The sequence below is a fragment of the Rhodanobacter sp. OK091 genome, from assembly GCF_900142825.1.
In the GTDB taxonomy this organism is placed as follows: domain Bacteria; phylum Pseudomonadota; class Gammaproteobacteria; order Xanthomonadales; family Rhodanobacteraceae; genus Rhodanobacter.
The window spans coordinates 24,546-41,149 of the sequence record NZ_FRCH01000006.1; the positions used below are offsets into that span (position 1 = coordinate 24,546).

The following is a 16,604-nucleotide window of genomic DNA, read 5'->3' on the forward strand; positions in this document are numbered from 1 at the left end:
GGGGAGCCAAGTGAACGACGGGTTCGGCAGTACCGCTGTGTCGCTGACTGCCGCCTCGAATCCGATCCATACCAGGCGGGCGGGCAGATTCGGTCTTCGAACACTTCCGCGTGACGGGCAGACCAATGACCGCGTGTTGAGCTTGAAGGCCCAGGTCGACATCCCTGCTCCTCGCCCATCTGCCAGCAACCCTGTTCCCTCGCGGGTTGCCGGTCCGCTCTTGCTGACGAAATGATGCGCCTTCCAAAACCGACCAACATTATTCGTGTGGTTTCCCGCTGCCTGTTGCTGCTCTGCCTGTCGGCGTCGCTGCCGGTGGCTGCGCAACCGGCTCCCTATGCGTGGCACAACGTACGCATCGGCGGTGGCGGCTACGTCAGCGGACTGGTCTGCCATCCGGCCGAGCGGGGTCTCTGTTACGCGCGCACCGACGTGGGTGGCGCATATCGGTGGGACCGGGCCAGCGCGCAATGGGTGCCGCTGACCGACTGGCTCGAAGCGCGCGATGAAAACCTGTTCGGCATCGACAGCGTGGCGCTGGACCCTTCCGATCCCGAACGCGTATATCTCGCCGCCGGTACCTATACCAGCCCACAGGCGGGCAACGCCGCCATCCTGCGCTCGCACGATCGCGGCCACAGCTTCGAGCGCGCCGACTTGCCGTTCAAGCTGGGCGGCAATGAGCTGGGTCGGGGCAACGGCGAACGCCTGGTGGTCGACCCGAACGACGGCCGCGTGCTGTTCCTCGGCTCCCGCAACGCCGGCCTGTGGCGCAGCGAAGATCGAGGCGCGCACTGGGTGAGAGTGGATGGCTTTCCGTCGGTAGCGACGTCGCCGTCTGCCAGTGCGCGGAACAACTGGCGCACGCAACCCATCGGTATCGTGTTCGTGGTGTTCGAGCCGACCAGCGGCCGGCGGGGCAGGCCGACACCGGCGATCTACGCCGGCGTGTCCACTGGCGACGCCAGCTTGTTCCGCTCCACCGACGGTGGCCGCAGCTGGAGCGAGGTTCCGGGCCAGCCCAAGGGTTTGCGACCCAGCCACATGCATCGCGCCAGCGACGGCGATTATTACCTCAGCTACGGCGACGAGCCGGGCCCGGACACCATGAGCGACGGCGCCGTGTGGCGCTGGCAGCCCACGAGCGGCCGCTGGACCGACATCACGCCGGTGCCAAGCAAAAGCACGCCATCGGGTTTCGGCTGGGGCGATATCGCGGTCGATCCTTCCGACCCGAACGTGCTGGTCGCCAGCACCTTCCATCGCTACGAGCCGCACGACCTGCTGTTCCGCAGTACGGACCGTGGCGCGCACTGGAACGAGATCTTCGCGCGCTCGTCGTTCGATCACGGCGAAGCGATCTGGACGGCCGAACACACCCCACATTGGATGAGCACGGTAGTAATCGATCCGTTCGATCCGGACCACGTGATGTTCGTGACCGGCTACGGCATCTGGGCATCGCGCGACATGCGCGCCTTCGACAAGGGCGGCACCGCGCACTGGCGGTTCCAGGATCGCGGCCTGGAAGAAACCGTGCCGCTGGGCCTGATCAGTCCGCCGCAAGGCGCGCATCTGCTCAGCGCGGTAGGCGATCTGGACGGCTACCGCCACGACGATCTCGATGTCGCGCCGCTGCAGTTCCAGGCCCCACCGCGCTATGCGAATGCCGAGAGCATCGACTATGCCGGCCAGCAGCCTGCGGTGATCGTGCGCAGCGGCTACCTGCGCAAGCCTTTCGGGCCCGCGATTCGCGCGGCCTGGTCCAGCGATGGCGGCCAGCACTGGCAAGCGTTTGCCAGCGAGCCATCTGAAGGCGAGGGCGCGGGAAGTATCGCGCTGGCTGCCGACGGCCGCAGCACGCTGTGGGCGCCTGATCATGCGCAGCACGTCTATCTGACACATGATTTCGGCAAGCACTGGCAAGCAGTGCGGGGCTTGAGTGGGCGCATGAACGTGCTGGGCGATCGTGTCGATCCCAAACGTTTCTACGCGTTCGATAAACATGCCGGCAGACTCTTCGCCAGCCGCGATGGCGGCGTGACGTTCGTGCCGATCGCCGGCGCGTTGGGCGACGCCGCGCGCGGACACGATCAGGTGCAACTGCAGGCCGCACCGGACGCCGCCGGCGTGTTGTACCTCGCCGCCCGCGATCTGCCCTTGCTGCGCGGAGATGATCAGGGCCATCTGCAGCAGCGTCTGCCCGGGCTGACCGGTGTCGACGCTTTCGGTTTCGGCAAGCCTGCCGCTGGCAGCTCCACGCCAACACTGTTCGCGGCCGGAAGGCATGGCGACCTGCAAGGCCTGTTCCGCTCGGTCGATGGCGGGCGTCAATGGCGGCGCATCGACGACGATGCGCATCGCTATGGACGGATCAGCCATCTCACCGGCGATCCGCGCGTATTCGGCCGCGTGTATTTCGCCACCAGCGGGCGCGGCCTCATCGACGGCGAACCTGCGGAGTCCACGCCATGAAGCATCTGTTCCTGTCCGGCGCACTGGCGCTGGGCCTGCTGTCGCCGGCGGCGGCGCAGGCGAAGCTCGAACTGCCGCTGATGTTTTCGCAAGGGGCCGTGCTGCAGCGTGACCAGCCCATGCACGTATGGGGCTGGTCCATGCCGGGTGCGCGAGTCAGGCTCGGTTTCGACGGCGCGCACGCCACGGCGCTGGCCGATGCGAAGGGCCGCTGGGATGCGACGCTGCCGCGCCATGCGGCGGGTGGTCCATACGCGCTGGACATCGACGACGGCAGCGAACACCGTGTGGTTCGCGACGTGCTGGTGGGCGACGTGTGGCTGTGCTCGGGCCAGTCGAACATGGAATTCATGGTGTCGGAAGGGCGCGATGCGGCCGCCGAGGAAGCGAAGGCGAACGACTCTTCCATCCGCCATTTCAAGATTCCCAATAGCGCGTCGGTACAGCCGCAGGAAAAGCTAGCCGGCGGTAGCTGGGTGGCCGCCAGTCCCGCCACGGTGGGTAAATTCTCCGCCGTATGCTGGTTCTTCGCCAAAGACATGAAGGTACGCACCGGCGTGCCGCAAGGCCTGATCAACAGCAGCTGGGGCGGCAGCAGCATCGAAGCCTGGACGGATGCGCGCACCGGCCACGTCGATCCGCAGGCGCTCGTCGCCAGGCTGAAGCAGGGAAACGCCGGCGAGGAAGCGAAGCTGGCGCAGACACGCCAGCACCTCGCACGCTGGCCCACGCAGCACGGCGACATGCCGGACGCCAGCGGCAAGCCGGCCTGGGCCGCCGAAAAAATCGACGAGTCGCCGTGGGCGACCATCGCCGTGCCGGCGTACTGGGAAACCGTGGGCTACTACGGCATGGACGGCGTGGCGTGGTATCGCACGCAGTTCACGCTGAGCGCGGCGGAAGCGGCGCAAGGCGTGACGCTAGGCCTGGGAGAAGTCGACGACTCCGACCGCAGCTACGTCAACGGCCGGCTGGTCGGCGAAACCGAAAAACAGTGGGACCAGGCGCGTGTCTATCGCGTGCCGCCGGAAGCCCTGCGTGCAGGCAGCAACAGCATCGCGATCCGCGTGGACGACCTCGGTAACGGCGGCGGCATTCATGGCGATGCCGCCGAGCTCTATGTGCAGCCGGTGGGCGGTGCGCGGCGCTCGCTGAGCGGCGTGTGGCGATTTCGCCCCGCCGACGTGAGCCTGGTGGCCACCGAAACCCGCAACGTGACGCCTACGCTGCTCTACAACAGCATGATCCATCCGCTGCTCGGCTATCCGCTGCGCGGCGTGCTCTGGTATCAGGGCGAGGCCAATGCGCTGGCCGGGCAGGCGATGACTTACCGCGCGCAGTTCAAGGCGATGATCGCGGCATGGCGCGCGCACTGGAACCAGCCGCGGCTGCCGTTCCTCTGGGTGCAGTTGGCCAACTTCAAGAGCAGCGGCGATACGGCGCAGAGCAGTCCATGGGCCGAGCTGCGCGAGTCGCAGTCCGCCGCGTTGTCGCTGCCATACACCGGCCAGGCGGTGACCATCGACATCGGCAATCCCGACAACATCCATCCGACCGACAAACAGGACGTGGGACATCGGCTCGCAGGGGTCGCACGCCGTGTGGTGTTCGGCGATGCTGTGGTGGATGCCGGGCCGACCTTCCGCGAGCTGCGGGTCGAGAAGGGAGAGGCCATCGTGTCCTTCGACACGCGGGGCGAGCCGCTGGCGGTGCGCGGCGGGGGCAACGCGGTGAATGGTTTCGAGATCGCCGGCGCCGACATGCGCTACCAGCCCGCGCAAGCGCGCATCGACGGCGACCGCGTGGTGGTGTCGAGCGACGCCGTCGCGCATCCCGTCGCGGTGCGCTATGCGTGGAGCGACAACCCCGACCAGGCCAACCTGGCCCATCGCGACGGCTTGCCGGCCGTGCCATTCCGCACCACGGCTTCGCCATGAGAACGCCCATGCGCACCTTGATGCTTCGATACATGGCCTGCGCCTTGTTCGCCGCCGGCTTGTCGTGCGCCGCGCGTGCCACCGAGCCGCCGCACATCGTCAACCGCGACGGCCGTCATGCTTTGATGGTGGACGGCAAGCCGTACCTGGTTCTCGGTGCGCAGGTCAACAACTCCAGCGGCTGGCCGGAGATGCTGCCGCAAGTGTGGCCGGCGATCGATGCGCTGCATGCCAACACCGTGCAGGTGCCGATCAGCTGGGGTCAGATCGAGGCGACACAGGGCCAGTTCGATTTCAGTTTTCTGGACACGCTGCTGACGCAGGCGCGCGAGCACAAGGTGCGGCTGGTGCTGCTGTGGTTCGCGACCTGGAAGAACAACGGGCCGAGCTATGCGCCGGCCTGGGTGAAACTGGACAACCGGCGCTACCCGCGCGTGCTGAAGAAAGACGGCTCGACGCTCAATTCGCTGTCGCCGTTCGGCACCGCCACGATGGATGCCGACCGCAGCGCGTTCGTGGCGCTGATGACGCATCTGCGCAAGATCGACGGTGATCGCCATACGGTGATCATGGTGCAGGTGGAGAACGAGTCGGGCACCTACGGCACCGACCGCGACTACTCCGCGGCCGGCGACAAGCTGCTGCAGTCGCCGGTGCCGCCGGTGGTGCTGCAGAAGACCGGCAACGCGGCCGGCAGCTGGAGCCAGGTGTTCGGCAAGAATGCGCCGGAGTATTCGTTTGCCTGGGCGGTCGCGCACTACATCAACGAAGTGGCGACCGCCGGCAAGGCCGTCTACGACTTGCCGATGTACGCGAATGCGGCGCTGCGCGATCCGTTCCATCCCGGTCCGCCGGGCGGCTACTCCAGCGGTGGTCCCACCGACAACGTGCTCGACATATGGCGTGCGGCGGCACCGTCGCTGGACTTCGTCGCGCCCGACATCTACATGCGCGAGTACCCGAAATACAACGCCGTACTGAGCCGCTATCGCCGCGACGACAATGCCTTGTTCGTCGCCGAAACCGGCAACGATGTGGCCTATGCGCGCTATGTATTCGCCGCATTGGGTCAGCAGAGCATCGGCTTCTCGCCGTTCGGCATGGATTACACCCGGTATTCGAACTGGCCGCTGGGCGCGAAAACGATCGACGCGGACACAATCGCGCCGTTCGCGGCCAACTACGAGTTGCTGGCTCCGCTGGGCAGCCTCATCGCCGGGCTCAGTATCGAAGGCAAGGTGTGGGGTGCGTCCGAGCCGGACGACATCCACGAGCAGACGCTGGACCTGGCCGACTGGCGCGTGCACATCGGTTATGGCCAGCCGCAGTTCGGCATGGATGCGCCCAAGGGCAACGAGAAGAAGCTGGGCGGTGTGTTGATCGCGCAACTGGGCAAGAACGAATACCTGGTGACCGGCTATCACGCACGGGTCAACTTCATGCCGGCCAAGGGGAGCAACAGCGTGCGCTTCCTGTTGGAGCGGGTCGAGGAAGGCCGCTACGAAAACGGGCAGTGGCATTTCATCCGCGAGTGGAACGGCGACCAGACCGACTACGGACTCAACTTCACCAGCCAGCCGCAGGTCCTGCGGGTCAAGCTGGCCACGTATTAAAGGATGCCGCTTGTGCGCATGAAACCCCTGTCCCGCATCTTGCCGGCACTCCTGCTGACCTGCCTGGGCCCGATCTTCGCCCACGCCGCCGTGCCCGCTGCGTCGGGTCCGGTCGTGGACTCGCCGGCCGTCGAGCAACGAGTGAATGCGATGCTGGGCAAGCTGACGCTGGAACAGAAAGTCGACCTGATCGGTGGCGTCGACAACATGTTCATCCGTGCCGAACCTGCCGCCGGGCTGCCGCGCATGCAGATGTCCGATGGCCCGTTCGGCGTGCGCTCGGTAGGTCCGTCCACCGCGTACATGGCCGGTGTCGGCCTGGCTGCGTCATGGGATCCGCAACTGGCGCAGCAGGTAGGCGAGGCGATGGGCCGCGATGCGCGCGCGCGTGGCGTGCACTTCTTTCTCGGCCCGGGCGCGAACATCCATCGTGCCCCGCAGAACGGCCGCAACATGGAGTACTACAGCGAGGATCCGTTTCTTGCCGGCAGCATGGGTGTCGGCTTCATCGACGGCATCCAGAGCCAGGGTGTGGTCGCCACCATCAAGCACTTCGTGGCCAACAATTCCGAGTACGACCGCCGCCACCTGGACACGCTGATCGACGAGCGCACCTTGCGCGAGATCTATCTGCCGGCGTTCGAGATGGCGGTGAAGGACGCGCATGTCGGCGCGGTGATGAGCAGCTACAACCTGGTCAATGGCGACCATCTCAGCGAGAACCGCGCGATCAGCCACGACATCCTGAAGCAGGAATGGGGTTTCGACGGCATCTTCATGTCCGACTGGCAGGCGACTCACGACGGTATCAAGGCATTCAACGCCGGCCTCGACCTGGAGATGCCATCGGCCGAGGCGATGACGCCGCAACGGCTGTTGCCTCAGCTGAAGGACGGCAAGCTGTCGCCGGACGTATTGAACGACAAGGTGTGCCGCATCCTGCGCACGGCGGTGCGTTTCGGCTTCCTCGACCGGTCGCAGAAGGATCTGTCGCTGCCGCTGTTGAGTCTCGACAATGATGCGGTGGCGCTGCAGTCCGCGCGCGAGGGGCTGGTGCTGCTGAAGAACGAGCTCAACGTGCTGCCGCTCGACGCGGGCAAGCTGAAGACCATCGCGGTGATCGGTCCCAACGCCTTTCCGGCGATCTCCAGTGCCGGCGGCAGTTCGCACGTCGATACGTTCGAGGCGCAGAGCGTGCTCAGCGGCATCACCCATCAGCTCGGCGACAAGGTGCGCGTGCTGTACAGCCGCGGGCTGCCGTCCGCGGACGACGTGTTCAAGCAATCGGTGTTCGTCAGCCCGGACGGTGGCAAGGGCTTGCAGAGGCAGACCTTCGCCAACAGCGATTTCCAGGGCAAGCCCGCCGAATCCGGCGTGGACGCGCATGTCGACCAGTGGAAGCCGGAGCTGTGGACGACATCGGCGACCGAGCGCCAGAGCATCCGCTGGAGCGGCCGCTTCGTACCCACGCATAGCGGCAAGTATCTGTTCCTCACGGCCGCCGCCAGCCTGGATACCTACCAGTTGTTCGTCGACGGCAGGAACGTGATCGAACAGCCGCAGCGCGAGGGCCAGGCGCCGCTGTACGTCACGCTCGACCTGGTCGCCGGCAAGCCGGTGACGATCCGCCTCGACTACAAACCCGACGTGAGCTACAGCCGCATGGGCCTGGGCGTGATCGCGCTGGATGAGCTGATCTCCCCGGACGCCAGGAAGATGGCGGCGATGGCGGATGCTGCCGTGGTCGCGGTGGGCTTCGATCCCACCTCCGAGAGCGAGGCGTTCGATCGCACGTTCCAGCTGCCATGGGGCCAGGAGGCACTGATAGAGGCAGTGGCAGCGGCCAACAAGAAAACCGTGGTGACGGTGAATTCCGGTGACGCCTATGCCACCGACAGCTGGCTGGCCAAGGTGCCCGCGCTGCTGCAGAGCTGGTACCCGGGCCAGCAAGGCGGCCGCGCGATCGCCGAGGTGCTGTTCGGCGCCCACACGCCGGAAGGCAAGTTGCCGATCAGCTTCGGCCGCGAATGGAAGGACAACCCCACCCGCGATTTCTACGACGCCCCGCCGCATCCGGCCGGAAGCAATCCCACCGTGAAGTACGGCGAAGGCGTGTTCCTAGGCTACCGCTGGTACACCTCGTATCCGGAGAAAGCACAGCCGCTGTTCGCGTTCGGCTACGGGCTTTCCTACACCACGTTCACGTTCGCCAACCTGCAGCTATCGCCGGCGGCAGCGAAGGCCGGCGATACGGTGAGTGTGTCGTTCGACGTGACCAACACCGGCCAGCGTGTTGGCGCCGAGGTGGCGCAGGTATACGTGGGCGATCCGTCGGCCAAAGTGGCACGGCCGGCGCGCGAGCTGAAGGCGTTCCGCAAAGTACGGCTGCAGCCGGGCCAGACCGAGCACGTCACGCTGGTTCTGGATCGCCGCTCGTTCGCGTACTACGACGTGAAGCAACACGCATGGCAGGTCGACCCGGGCCGTTTCAAGGTCTACGTGGGCGACGCCTCGAACCACACCCCGCTGTCAGCCGACCTGACGCTTGGAGACTGAATCATGTATCGCATTCCCATGAATATGCTGGCCGGCCTGCTCGCCATCGGCCTGGTGTCCGGTTGCAGCGGCAACAGCGGCTCGACCGAGATCGCGGCACCCCATGACAGCAGCGCAGCGCAGGCGACATTCCGGCAGATCGCCGATGGCGTAATCGTCGATGTCGGTGGCGCGGCGAAGCAGGTTCGCCTTGAAGTGGTCGGCGACAGGATCATCCACGTCACCGCGATTCCCGGCGGCGGCTTCGACCTGCCGGCCAGTTTGATGGCCGTGAAGAGCGGTGGTGGCAAGCAGTTCGCCGTGAGCAGCGATGCCGGTCACGTGCGCCTGAAAACCGCCGCGATCACCGCCGACGTGGCGACCGCCACCGGGGCCGTGCAGTTTCTCGACAAGGACGGCAAAGTGATCCTGGCCGAGCAGCCGAACGGACGCACGTTCACGCCGGCGAAAGTAGACGACAAGGCGTTCTACGCCGTGCGCCAGCAGTTCGCCTCGCCCGACGACGAGGCGTTCTACGGCCTGGGCCAGCATCAGAAGGGCACGATGAATTACAAGGGCAAGGACGTCGAACTGGCCCAGCACAATATGGACATCGGCATCCCGTTCGTGGTGTCCAGCCGCAACTACGGTCTGCTGTGGGACAACAACTCGATCACCCGTTTCGGCGATCCGCGCCCGTACCAGATGCTGGACAAGCAGCTGAAAGTGTTCGACGCCGACGGCAAGCCGGGCGGCCTCACCGCGAACTACTACGTCGACGGCAAGCTCAAGCTCAGCCGGGTCGAGTCCGCGGTCAACTACGAGTACATCAAGGATCTTAAGCACTGGCCGGACCAGCTCAAGGACGACAAGGGCATCACCGGCGGACCAGGCCAGACGGTGGAGTGGAAGGGTGCGGTGGCGTCCGATGTGGCCGGTCTGCACAAGTTCCGCCTGTACGTCAGCGGCTACTTCAAACTGTATGTCGACGACAAGCTGGTACTGGACGACTGGCGGCAGAGCTGGAACCCGTGGTACCGCGATTTCTCCGTGGCGATGAAGCCCGGCGAGAAGCATGCGATCCGCATCGAGTGGACACCGCAGTCGGGCTACATCGCGCTCGATCATCAGGATCCGTTGCCGGCAGCCGAGCAGAACGAGCTGTCGCTGTCCTCCGAGCTGGGCCACGCGGTCGACTACTACTTCATCGGCGGCAACAATCTCGACGAGGTGATCGCCGGTTACCGCGATATCACCGGCAAGTCGGTGATGTTGCCAAGCTGGGCGTACGGCTTCTGGCAGAGCCGCGATCATTACCTGACGCAGGATGAATTGCTCGGCGTGGTGAAGCGCTACCGCGAGCTGCAGCTGCCGCTGGACAACATCGTGCAGGACTGGCGCTACTGGAAGGACGATGCCTGGGGTTCGCACCAGTTCGACAAGGCGCGCTTCCCCGACCCGAAGGGCATGATCGACAAGGTGCATGCCGAACATGCGAACCTGATGATCTCGGTGTGGCCGAAGTTCTACCCGACCACTGCGAACTACAAGGAGCTCGACGCCAAGGGCCACATGTATCGCCGCAATGTCGAAGCCGGCGCCAAGGACTGGGTCGGCCCGGGCTACCTCAGCTCGTTCTACGATCCGTATTCGGTCGAGGGGCGGCAGATCTACTGGCGGCAGATCCGTGAGAATCTCGGCGACCTCGGCGTCGATGCCTGGTGGATGGACGCCACCGAGCCGGACATCGAGTCCAATCTCGACATCGACGAGCGCAAGCTGCGCATGGGCCCGACCGCGCAAGGTCCGGGCGCGGCGTTCTTCAACTCCTATCCGCTGATGACTACCACAGGTGTCTATCAGGGTAGCCGCGAGTCATATCCGGACAAGCGCGTATTCATCCTCACCCGCTCCATGTTCGCCGGCGAGCAGCGCAACGCGGCGGCCGGCTGGAGCGGCGACGTGGTGGCGCGCTGGAGCAACCTGCGCGACCAGATCTCCGCGGGCATCAACTTCTCGCTGTCGGGCATCCCCAACTGGACCACCGACATCGGCGGCTATGCACTGGAGACGCGCTACGAAAAACCGGACGCGAAAGATCTGAAGGAGTGGCGCGAGATCAACCTGCGCTGGTTCCAGTTCGGTGCGTTCATGCCGTTGTTCCGCTCGCACGGCCAAGGCGTGAACCGCGAGATCTACAACCTCGCGCCGGTCGGTTCGGACGTCTATAACGCGCTGGCCTGGTACGACAAACTGCGCTATCGCCTGATGCCGTACATCTACACGCTGGCGGCCGACACCTACTTCCGCGACGGTACCATCATGCGCGGCCTGGTGATGGATTTTCCGAACGACGTCAAAGTGCGCAACATCGACGACGAGTACATGTTCGGCCCGGCCTTCCTAGTCGCACCGGTGACCGAGTACAAGGCACGCAGCCGCGACGTCTACCTGCCGGTCGGCAGTAGCTGGTACGACTTCCACACCGGCAGGCGCTACGAGGGCGGCAACACGATCAAGGCCGATGCGCCGCTGGAGCGCATGCCGCTGTTCGTGCGCGCCGGTGCCATCGTGCCGATCGGTCCGGCGATCCAGTACACCGGCGAGAAGCCGGACGCGCCGATCACGCTGGTCGTCTACACCGGCGCCGATAGCACGTTCTCGCTATACGAGGATCAGGGCACGACCTACGACTACGAGCACGGCGCGTACTCGCGCATCCCGCTCAGCTACGACGAGGCCAGCGGCATGCTCAGTATCGGCAAGCGCGAAGGCAGTTATCCCGGCATGCCGGTGACACGTCGTTTCAACATCCGCTGGATTTCCGGCCCGACGCCGACGGCGTCGGATTTCGACGCCAAGGTGGAGCAGGGCGTCGACTACACCGGTGAGGCGATCACCGTCCGCAGGGACAAGCAGGCTTGATGAACGCCAGCGCGCTGCGAGTGGAATTGGTCGGTCTGGGCTGGGGCACCACCCTTGCGCGCATACTTGTTGGACGAGCAGGGCAGGCCCCTGAAAACGTGTGAGCGCGGCTGGGGCATCCGCCGGTTGCCGCTCGGCGGCTTAGGCGCCGCCGGTTTCGATACCGCCGGCTTCGATAGACGTGCTGGCCGTCCTAATCTCGATCGGCGTCAGGCGCGGCCGTAAACGTCGTCGTAACGCACGATGTCGTCTTCACCGAGATAGCTGCCGGACTGCACCTCGATCAGTTCCAGCGCCACCTTGCCCGGATTGCGCAGGCGATGCTTGCTGCCAAGCGGGATGTAGGTGCTCTGGTTTTCACCGAGCAGGAACACCTTGTCGTCACAGGTGACTTCAGCGGTGCCGGAGACAACGATCCAGTGCTCGGCGCGATGATGATGTTTCTGCAGGCTCAGGCTGGCGCCCGGTTTGACCTGGATACGTTTGACCTGGAATCGTTCACCCGCTTCCAGCGAGTCGTAACTGCCCCATGGCCGATGCACCACCCGATGCAGCGAATGCTCGCTGCGTCCCGCAGCCTTGAGCTGCTCGACGATCTTCTTGACGTCCTGCGCGGCATCACGATGAGCCACCAGGGTGGCATCGGGTGTGGTGACCACGATCAGGTCGTCGACGCCGACGGTGGCGATCAGATGGCGGTCGTGTGAACGCAGCAACGAGTTGCGCGTGTCGATCGCCATCGTGTCGCCTTCGCGCAGATTGCCTTGCGCGTCCTTGTCACCGGTCAGCCATAGCGCCGACCACGAGCCGATGTCGCTCCATGCGCAGCTGACCGGAATCACGGCCGCGTGTTGGGTCTTTTCCATCACCGCGTAGTCGATCGAATCGTCCGGCACCAGAGCGAACGCATCGCGGTCGATCCGCACGAAATCCAGATCGGTGGACGCCTTGGCGTGCGCCTCGCGCACGGCGGCAAGCATGGCCGGCGCGTGCGCGGCCAATTCTTCCAGGTAGCGTGACGCCTTGAACAGGAACATGCCGGAGTTCCAGTCGTAGCCGCCATCGGCGAGATACGACTCGGCGGTACTCAGGCCAGGCTTCTCGACAAACTGCTCCACCCGGTAACCGTCGCTGCCGATCGCCTCGGCACGACGGATATAACCGAAACCGATTTCCGGACGATCCGGCCGGATACCGAACGTCACCAGCCAGCCCTGCGCGGCCAGCGGCATGGCTTGTTTCACCGCGTCGACAAAGGCAGTGGTATTGCCGATCAGGTGGTCGGCCGGCAACACCAGCAGCACGGCGTCGGCATCGCGCTGCAGCGCCTGCAAAGCACCCAGCGCGATCGCCGGCGCGGTGTTGCGGGCCAGCGGCTCCAGCACGATGGTCGCGTCCTCGATACCGGCTTCCAGCAACTGGTCGGCGGCGAGGAAGCGATGATCCTCGCTGGCCACCACGATCGGTGCCGCTACGTCAGGCAGTTGGCGCGTGCGCGCGATGGTCTGTTGGAACAGCGTGCCTTTGCCGGCCAGTTCCAGGAATTGCTTGGGCAGATTCTTGCGTGAGACCGGCCACAAACGAGTGCCGCTGCCGCCGCTGAGGATGATGGGTATCAACATGACTCAGGATCCTGAAGTGGCCAGCTGGCGGATGACATCATTCAGACCGTGCCGCCAATCGGGCAGCGGAAAATCGAAATGCTGCTGGAAGCCGCGATTGTCCAGCAGCGACCACGCCGGGCGCACTGCCGGAGTGGGGAATTCAGCGCTGGCGATCGGGATCACGCGCGGTTGCCGCTGGATCAGCCCATGCGCAGCGGCCTGCTCGAAGATCGCGCTGGCGAAGCCATGCCAGGTGGTGGTGCCACTGGCGACCAGATGATGAGTGCCACTGAGCTGGCGACGCTGTACTGGATCGGCGTGTTGCCAGCAAGCGAGTGCCGCCAGGCTGGCGTTGACGATCAGCGTGGTATCGGTAGGTGCGCCGTGCTGGTCGTCCACCACGCGCAATTCCTCGCGCTCGGCGCCGAGCCGCAACATGGTGCGCAGGAAATTCTGGCCATGTGCGGCATACACCCACGCCGTGCGAAAGGTCAGATGGTCGGCACCGCTGTCGCGCAATGCGTGTTCGCCAGCCAGCTTGCTGCGCCCGTACGCGCCCAGCGGGCCGGTGGGTGCATCGATGGCATACGGCTGTGACTGGCTGCCGTCGAACACGTAATCGGTAGAGTAATGCATCACTAGGGTGCCGTGCGCGGCTGCCCATACACCGGCCACGCCGACCGCCTCGCCGTTGACGCGGGTGGCCAGCGCCTCCTCCTGCTCGGCCCGATCGACGGCGGTATAGGCGGCGGCATTGATGATCACGTCGGGCTGCACGCGGTCGAGCAAGATGGGCAAGCTGGCTGGTTCGGCAAGATCGGCGATTTCGCCGTAGCCGCCGGTGGTCAGCACGCCGTCCCGGCTGGCAGCGATGACTTCAGCATCTGCGATCTGGCCGGCGTGCTCGAGAAACGTGCGGCCAAGCTGACCATTGGCGCCGAGCAGCAAGACTCTCATGACACGAAAATCGGCAATCGCTCGGGCGCGACGTCCTTCAGCAGCGGCGTCTTGCCGTCCTTGTCCGACAGCAGTGGCGCACTGAGTGGCCAGTCGATACCGAGGTCGGCGTCGTTCCAGCGGATGCCGGCATCGGCCTTGGCGTCGTACAGCGCGGTGCACTGATAAGTGAAGGTGGCGAATTCGGACAGCACACAGAAGCCGTGCGCAAAGCCTTCCGGCACCCAGAAATGGCGGTGGTTGTCGGCAGTCAGCATCACGCCGATCGACTGCCCGAACGTAGGCGAGCCGCGGCGGATATCCACTGCCACGTCGTATACCTCGCCCTCGAGCACGCTGACCAGTTTGCCCTGCGGGTTTGGCCACTGGTAATGCAGACCGCGCAATACGCCCCTGGCTGAGCGCGAGACGTTGGATTGAACGAAATCAGCGTCGATGCCGGCTTCCTGCCACTTGGCCTTGTTGTAGCTCTCGTAGAAGAAGCCGCGGGCATCACCGAACACCTGCGGTTCGAGGATCAGGGCGCCGGGCAACGCGGTTTCGATCACTTTCATCGTACGAGCCCCTGCTTGATCAACTGCTCCAGGTATTGGCCGTAACCGGTCTTGGCTAGCGGCGCAGCCAGTGCCAGCAATTGCTCCGCATTGATCCAGCCGTTGACGTAGGCGATCTCCTCCGGGCAACACACCTTGAGTCCCTGCCGGTTTTCAATCGTCTCGATGTAGCTTCCCGCTTCCATCAGCGACTCGTGGGTACCGGTGTCGAGCCAGGCGAAGCCACGGCCGAGCTGCTCCAGATGCAGCGAGTTGTCGTCGAGGTAGCAGCGGTTGAGGTCGGTGATTTCCAGTTCGCCGCGGGCCGAGGGTTTCAGTACCGCTGCGTAATCGCAGACGCGGCCGTCGTAGAAATACAAACCCGTCACCGCGTAATGGGACTTCGGCTGGGCCGGTTTTTCCTCCAGTCCGATCACCCGGCCTGCGGCATCGAATTCGGCCACACCGTAACGTTCCGGGTCTTTCACCCAGTAGCCGAACACCGTGGCACCGTGGTCGCGAGCTGCCGCATGCTTCAGCCGTTCGGTCAGGCCCCCGCCATAGAAGATGTTGTCACCGAGCACCAGGCAGCTGGGCTTGCCATCGACGAAATCGCGGCCAATGGTGAATGCCTGCGCCAATCCGTCCGGCGACGGTTGCACCGCGTAGCGGATGTCGAGGCCCCACTGCGAACCGTCGCCGAGCAGGCGCTGGAACATTGCCTGCTCATGCGGGGTATTGATCACCAACACCTCGCGGATGCCGGCCAACATCAAAGTGGCCAGCGGGTAGTAGATCATCGGCTTGTCGTATACCGGCAGCAGCTGCTTGCTGACCGCGCGTGTGATCGGGTGCAGCCGGGTGCCGGAGCCGCCGGCGAGGATGATGCCTTTCTGTGTGTTGCTCATGACCCCAGACGCTCCATCCGATAGCTGCCGTCGAGCACGCGCTGGCTCCACGGCTGGTTGGCGAGATACCAGTCCACCGTCTGCGCGATACCGCTTTCGAACGTCTGCGATGGCCGCCAGCCCAGTTCGTTCTGCAGCTTGCTGGAGTCGATCGCGTAGCGTCGATCGTGGCCGGGGCGATCCTTGACATAGGTGATCAGCGACCCGCGGGCACGACCATCGGCCAGCGGGCGGCGCGCATCGAGCAGCGTGCAGATGGTCTTCACCACCACGATGTTCTCCCGTTCGGCATTGCCGCCCACGTTGTAGGTCTCACCGATGCGGCCCGCTTCCAGCACCCGGCGGATCGCGCTGCAGTGATCGCCCACGAACAGCCAATCGCGGATGTTTTTGCCATCGCCGTAGACCGGTAGCGGTTCGCCGGCCAGCGCCTTCTGGATGATCAGTGGGATCAGTTTTTCCGGGAATTGGTACGGCCCGTAGTTGTTGGAGCAGTTAGTGGTCAGCGTGGGCAGGCCGTACGTGTGCTGGAACGCGCGCACCAGATGATCGGAGGCTGCCTTGGAGGCGGAGTACGGCGAGTTTGGTGCGTAGGGCGTGGTTTCGGTGAACTTGCCTTCGTCACCGAGCGAGCCGTAGACCTCGTCGGTCGACACGTGCAGGAAACGGAACGCATCGCGAGCGGCGCCGTCGAGACTGCGCCAGTAGTCGCGCGCACCTTCCAGCAGGCCCAGCGTGCCGACCACATTGGTCTGCACGAATTCGGCGGGGCCGTCGATCGACCGATCCACATGCGATTCGGCGGCGAAGTTCACAATGGCATCGGGACGATGCTCGGACAGTAGCCTGACGATCAACTCGCGATCGCCTATGTCGCCTTGGACGAACGTGTGGGCAGGGACTTCTTTCAGCGAGCTGAGCGTGTCCAGGTTACCGGCATAGGTCAGCTTGTCCAGATTGATCACATGCAAGCCGTCCGCCACCGCCTGAAGGACGAAATTGGCGCCGATAAAGCCGGCGCCGCCGGTGACCAGTAGCGTTTTGATCCCTGCGGATGAATTGTTCATCGAGTACGTCCATGGTTTGACGAAAGAGGGGCGGCCAAGACATCTCGGCC

Annotated in this window: 10 protein-coding genes; 5 read left to right on the forward strand and 5 right to left on the reverse strand. The window is 64.8% G+C overall.

All coding sequences use genetic code 11. The annotated features are described in order from the left end of the window. Nucleotides 1-234 precede the first annotated feature (234 nt). The 5 genes from BUA26_RS18830 to BUA26_RS18850 are packed head-to-tail and all read left to right on the forward strand — an operon-like array spanning nt 235 to nt 11,485. Nucleotides 235-2,475: a cellulase gene (locus BUA26_RS18830; protein ID WP_083573110.1), complete on the forward strand. Its 2,241-nt coding sequence runs from the start codon at nt 235-237 to the stop codon at nt 2,473-2,475. Further along, nucleotides 2,472-4,412, forward strand: coding sequence for a sialate O-acetylesterase (locus tag BUA26_RS18835; protein ID WP_072762448.1), 1,941 nt, complete (start codon nt 2,472-2,474; stop codon nt 4,410-4,412). The genes BUA26_RS18830 and BUA26_RS18835 overlap by 4 nt, the downstream gene beginning before the upstream one ends. Nucleotides 4,413-4,420: 8 nt before the next feature. Continuing rightward, on the forward strand, nt 4,421-6,025 hold the full coding sequence (locus BUA26_RS18840; protein ID WP_218587863.1) for a DUF5597 domain-containing protein: 1,605 nt from the start codon (nt 4,421-4,423) through the stop codon (nt 6,023-6,025). Between the two features lie 18 nt (nt 6,026-6,043). After that, a complete protein-coding gene (locus BUA26_RS18845) occupies nt 6,044-8,581 on the forward strand; it encodes a beta-glucosidase (RefSeq protein WP_072762450.1) in 2,538 nt (845 codons plus the stop codon). 3 nt (nt 8,582-8,584) lie between these two features. Continuing rightward, the gene (locus tag BUA26_RS18850) at nt 8,585-11,485 is read left to right on the forward strand and encodes a TIM-barrel domain-containing protein (RefSeq protein ID WP_083573098.1); all 2,901 of its coding nucleotides are present in this window, start codon (nt 8,585-8,587) and stop codon (nt 11,483-11,485) included. Nucleotides 11,486-11,694: 209 nt separating this feature from the next. Here BUA26_RS18850 and BUA26_RS18855 read toward each other — a convergent pair whose 3' ends face one another. The 5 genes from BUA26_RS18855 to rfbB are packed head-to-tail and all read right to left on the reverse strand — an operon-like array spanning nt 11,695 to nt 16,554. Then, nucleotides 11,695-13,107, reverse strand: coding sequence for a mannose-1-phosphate guanylyltransferase/mannose-6-phosphate isomerase (locus BUA26_RS18855; RefSeq protein ID WP_072762451.1), 1,413 nt, complete (start codon nt 13,105-13,107; stop codon nt 11,695-11,697). Between the two features lie 3 nt (nt 13,108-13,110). Further along, the gene (gene rfbD, locus BUA26_RS18860) at nt 13,111-14,046 is read right to left on the reverse strand and encodes a dTDP-4-dehydrorhamnose reductase (protein ID WP_072762452.1); all 936 of its coding nucleotides are present in this window, start codon (nt 14,044-14,046) and stop codon (nt 13,111-13,113) included. Further along, entirely contained in the window at nt 14,043-14,600 is a 558-nt protein-coding gene (rfbC, locus tag BUA26_RS18865; RefSeq protein ID WP_072762453.1) for a dTDP-4-dehydrorhamnose 3,5-epimerase, read from the reverse strand. Before rfbC ends, rfbD begins: the two co-directional genes overlap by 4 nt. Next, nucleotides 14,597-15,487, reverse strand: coding sequence for a glucose-1-phosphate thymidylyltransferase RfbA (gene rfbA, locus BUA26_RS18870; protein WP_072762454.1), 891 nt, complete (start codon nt 15,485-15,487; stop codon nt 14,597-14,599). Before rfbA ends, rfbC begins: the two co-directional genes overlap by 4 nt. Further along, complete coding sequence (gene rfbB, locus BUA26_RS18875; RefSeq protein ID WP_178368635.1) at nt 15,484-16,554, reverse strand: dTDP-glucose 4,6-dehydratase; 1,071 nt, start codon at nt 16,552-16,554, stop codon at nt 15,484-15,486. The genes rfbA and rfbB overlap by 4 nt, the downstream gene beginning before the upstream one ends. Nucleotides 16,555-16,604 lie beyond the last annotated feature (50 nt).